General features: G+C 44.0%; 7 protein-coding genes and 1 pseudogene. 2 read left to right on the top strand and 6 right to left on the bottom strand.

Features of this window, described 5'->3' with window-relative positions; all coding sequences use genetic code 11:
• The coding region (locus tag BM329_RS14010) for an IS630 family transposase (protein ID WP_245759041.1) at window positions 1–515 on the top strand (515 nt) is incomplete at its 5' end.
• Window positions 516–531: 16 nt separating this feature from the next.
• Here the strand turns inward: BM329_RS14010 and BM329_RS14005 are convergent.
• The 6 genes and pseudogenes from BM329_RS14005 to BM329_RS13985 all read right to left on the bottom strand — a co-directional run.
• Window positions 532–786, bottom strand: a pseudogene (locus tag BM329_RS14005) (DEAD/DEAH box helicase family protein); the annotation flags it as partial.
• On the bottom strand, window positions 777–1760 hold the full coding sequence (locus BM329_RS14000; protein ID WP_245759100.1) for a hypothetical protein: 984 nt from the start codon (window positions 1758–1760) through the stop codon (window positions 777–779). The pseudogene BM329_RS14005 and the gene BM329_RS14000, both read right to left, overlap by 10 nt.
• A gap of 116 nt (window positions 1761–1876) precedes the next feature.
• Complete coding sequence (locus BM329_RS13995) at window positions 1877–2188, bottom strand: hypothetical protein (RefSeq protein WP_092554384.1); 312 nt, start codon at window positions 2186–2188, stop codon at window positions 1877–1879.
• A gap of 104 nt (window positions 2189–2292) precedes the next feature.
• Window positions 2293–2913 (bottom strand): hypothetical protein, encoded by a 621-nt coding sequence (locus BM329_RS13990; RefSeq protein ID WP_092554381.1) that lies wholly within the window; start codon window positions 2911–2913, stop codon window positions 2293–2295.
• Window positions 2906–3061: a hypothetical protein gene (locus BM329_RS14775; RefSeq protein WP_177216281.1), complete on the bottom strand. Its 156-nt coding sequence runs from the start codon at window positions 3059–3061 to the stop codon at window positions 2906–2908. Before BM329_RS14775 ends, BM329_RS13990 begins: the two co-directional genes overlap by 8 nt.
• Window positions 2997–3224, bottom strand: coding sequence for a helix-turn-helix transcriptional regulator (locus BM329_RS13985; protein ID WP_092554378.1), 228 nt, complete (start codon window positions 3222–3224; stop codon window positions 2997–2999). Before BM329_RS13985 ends, BM329_RS14775 begins: the two co-directional genes overlap by 65 nt.
• Window positions 3225–3331: 107 nt before the next feature.
• Here BM329_RS13985 and BM329_RS13980 point away from each other — a divergent pair, with 107 nt between their 5' ends.
• Window positions 3332–3739 carry a helix-turn-helix domain-containing protein gene (locus tag BM329_RS13980; protein WP_177216282.1) on the top strand — a complete coding sequence of 136 codons (408 nt, stop codon included), beginning with the start codon at window positions 3332–3334 and terminating at the stop codon, window positions 3737–3739.
• The last annotated feature ends 480 nt before the right edge of the window (window positions 3740–4219 follow it).

Below are 4219 nucleotides of genomic sequence, written 5' to 3'. Positions count from 1 at the left end.
CCGCTGACGAACACGCTCGTCAGGTATTTGGCGAGCGTATCCGCCATCATGAGCAGGCGGGCAAACAGATTGTTTATCTGGATGAAAGCGGCTTTGAGCAGTCCATGCCACGTACGCATGGCTATTCGTTAAAAGGGTCCCGCTGTTTTGGTTTACATGACTGGCAGCACAAAGGCCGCATTAATGCCATTGGTGCTATCATTAAAAATACCTTTGTGACCTTAAGTTTGTTTGCCGGAACCATTAATGCGAATGTGTTTCATGCCTGGCTGACACAAGATTTGTTGCCGAAGCTCCCTAAGGGGACAGTGATTGTGATGGATAATGCCCCTTTCCATAAACGCGGTGACACGCGAAAAGCGATAACCGATCACGGATGCCAGTTAGAATGGCTTCCGCCTTACAGCCCAGATTTAAATCCTATCGAAAACAAATGGGCTGAAACAAAAACAACAAGAAGACGAGAAAGATGCTCTATTGATGAGCTGTTTACAGAGCATGTGACTTATGTCTGATTATATTGATTCTGCTATAACTCATTTCATGCGCGGGTAAACCATACTTAACGAACTGTTTGGCGGTCTGCTCAACGAGGATGGTATACGGCACACAGAACATGACCCGCATTTTACGGGTGATATATCCCGCGGTGATAAAGGCGGCCAGTCCGGTTTTGCCTGATCCCGTCGGACTGTACACCATAAAAGTACGGTGCTGTTTCCAGTGCTGACGCAGCATATTTAAAGCCCGTTCCTGTGCGAAATTGGGCGTAATATTCAGCATGATGCTACCCCCTGTTTATTTTCTGTGGTCCCTGTGCCATACTTTGCGCAGGTAACTTTGTTAGTACCTATTGCAAGAGCCGATACGGGTTTACCCGCCAAAGTGTCACCGTTCGGTTTCTTGCTTCCTTTGATTTTCAGTTCGTCTTTCCACGCATTAATGATCCGCTTGCTGTCCTCAGCGTGCTCCCGTGCAGGCATATTGCTATACTGGCGCGCATAATCGATTTCATGGAAGTACGGGTTTGTTATTGCCGGGGCAACAATACCCACGGCGCGTTTAACGTCCTCGTCGGTCGGCACGCGATCAAGGTATTTATTGAGCGTCAGTGCGCCAGTATCCGCTAAATACTCAGTGATTTTTTTCAGTTGCTTAACCGCACGAAAAACGTCTTTCACGCTGTCGTTATCCGCTGACGGCATCATTTCACCGCCGATCGTTTCCCCGTCAATAAACAGCGGAATACTGTCGATGAATGCGTCCCGGTTGATAAATTTATTCACTTCGGCGGTGGTGATGATCGGATAGGCCTTGACTAACCCGAACAGGGTGACCGCCATTTCCCCATCGTTCAATGAACTCTTCCCTTTGCCGTTTCGGATAGCGGCAATCAGCGCATCCTGATGTTTCAGACCCAGCAAATCGTAATCACCAACCACGATGTAATGCGTGCTCAGTACTTCCAGATTTACCGGCTTTGCGTGGCTGTTGTGTGGCTTGTGAGGCTTGTGCGCTTTCCGTTCGGGGGCGTTTGCTTTGACCATTGCTGTGGCTTCGGTTTCTGACATCCCGGCGGCTACCAGTTCAGCCACGGCGCGGGCAGGTTTCCACGCAGTTAATTTCTTGTGTTTTGCGATAATTTCTTCTGCTTTTCTGTTGATAATCATTCTCATTTGTCCAAAAAAAATAGGGGGGTTCTTATTTAGTACTTTTTCGACATTGCCAGTTTTCTTGGCTTTCCCCACTTTGATAATCATTCTCACTTGGCTGTTTTTTCATGTTCAACCCCAGTGATCCCCTAACCACCGATCCCACAGCCAGAAGACACAGCCATTTTAGTGCTGCCTGTCAGTTCCGTGATCTCAACGCAACCTCAGGTTTGGGCTGTGTCCTTTGGCGGTGCTTGCGGGGCTAACAACGGCGCTTCTGTATAACCCTGCATCGATTTATGATTCTTCTCAAAAAACAACCTGAGCCATGTGTTGGCTGCCTTAGCCCCGGCATTACCCTTGCGATATGACACGGGTTCTTCATCCCACCGGAGCTTGTAGATGTAGGCGTACTTATCCCTTGCATACGCCCGCATCGTTGAGCTTTTCATGGCGGCCAGAACCGTCTGAATCCATGCCGCATCACCCGGCTGATAAACGTCTGGCATTTGAACTGCGATATAATCAGGCCTCACGGCGACTTATCTCCTTAGGAGGTGAAGCGATTTTTCTAATGTATACAAACTGATAAAGTCATGGACTGTGTTATATTTGTTCTGCATAAATCCTTACTCCAGACTCAAAACCACACCCATTGCCAGAACGTTTTACGTGGCATGGGATAGTATTTGTCAGGGTATTTGTGGTGAAACCGTTGCGCTTTCAGGCTGTGATACCGCATCCAGCGACGGCGCTTTTTTAGAATCATCGGGCTGATGTAAAAGCTGAACAGAACACCAAAAATCAAACAGAAAAAATTGAGTATCAATATCAAAAGGATCGATACGTCATGACTACTACTATTACCTTTATTGAGTCTCACCTCGCCCTCTTTGGGTTGCTTTGGACGATAACCTCTTTCGGGCTTGGCGTTTATTTCGGACACAAGCTCCAAATCGGAAGAGATAAACGGAAGGAGTTCAATATTGTTGCTGACGAAATCTTCCTGATGCTTGACCGCTTCATTGATGACTGCGCAGATCGGAAGCGAGACTTCCCCAAAATCAGCCGTAATGACCTGAGAAGACTCCGCCCTCACCTCACTCCCAAAGAAAATCAATGCTACAAGGCCGCCGTGGATCAGTTTTTTGGTGCGCTTGATAATTGTTCTACTTATGACGATGGCAGATTTGTTCCCTCCCTCAGAGAACCAAAGGACGTGCTCCCTGCCACTATTGCGCTCATTGAATTTGTTAAACATCGCTAACCCCTGCACGTTGTAGGTTATCTGTCCATTTGCCATCGTCAGGGTAAAAATGCGATGGCAGGCCAACTTGGGTGTAATCAGGAAGCATGTCTCTTCTTACCCTTAAGGGGCGGGAAAATATCATCAAGTGTGAATTCAGCACCTAACTCGCCAAAAGCTGAAACTATCGTTCTACACACAGTGATATCCGGGGTGCGCCTTCCATTCTCGTAGTGCCCTATTGCGCTAGGAGTACAACCTACGTGTTCAGCCAACCTTTTTCGGGTAATCCCTAAATCAGATCTGAGTTCTTTTATCTTGTTCATATTGCTCCTCCTTTCCACATAATACAGAATGTACCAAACAAGGCAATATAAAGATACAATATGTTTATTGATAAAACTGATACAGTTTGTATAATTCAAGTATGAACATGAACTGGTTTGATATGGCCAAAGACCAAATGAAAGTCTTAGGCATTACATACGATAAATTGGCTGAACATCTCGGCATAACACGGGGTGCGGTGGGGCATTGGCTAAACGGGAGGAGAGAGCCGTCGCTAAAAGAAATCGCGGCAATACTAGATTTTATAGAAATTAAGCACGTTATTTTGAATTCAGACGGCACAATTTCTAATATCAATAAGCAGGCTTCAAACTCTATAAATATCGAATTTGAGCCAAGTCTAACCAAAAAACAAAAGGAATTAGTAAGCCTATTTGACAACTTACCATCAGAAGAGGCAGATAAATTTTTGGATGAATTGAAAATTAGATCTGCACATTTTGATGCAATTTTCGCTGAAATGATGGCAAAACGTGGCATTAAAGTAAGCTAACAATAATAAACCTCTTGTAAATTATCACATAATGTAACCTAACTCACTTTATGTTTTAATAGATTATTAACTAAACCCTCAATTGAGGGTTTTTTTGTATCCTTTCCTCGGGAATCTAGTGATGCAAATCACAAGATTTAATCAAAAATAAAATTAATTCTCTTTTAAATCAAAGTGTAATAATTTTACATTAATTTTCAGGTACAGCATGTATTGATTGAAGTTGGCACATTATGTACCTTGTATACAGAATAAAAACTGCATAGAAGATGGGATAATACATAGCAACCAATATTTATCAAAAACCTATTCAATAATAGCAACTTAAAATTAAGAAAATAATGAATTACCAGATTCAGATTATTAATAATGGAGTACATAATGTTTCTTGGATTCGCCTAATAAGTGCAATTTCTAAGAAAGGCGGTCAGTTGCTATAGTAGGCATCTTTCTCGCCAAAGGAAAATGCGCTATGGCCTA

The sequence above is a fragment of the Xenorhabdus koppenhoeferi genome, from assembly GCF_900116635.1.
In the GTDB taxonomy this organism is placed as follows: Bacteria; Pseudomonadota; Gammaproteobacteria; order Enterobacterales; family Enterobacteriaceae; genus Xenorhabdus; species Xenorhabdus koppenhoeferi.
Note: the sequence above shows the minus strand (reverse complement) of the source record. Positions and strands in the feature narration are given on the sequence as shown.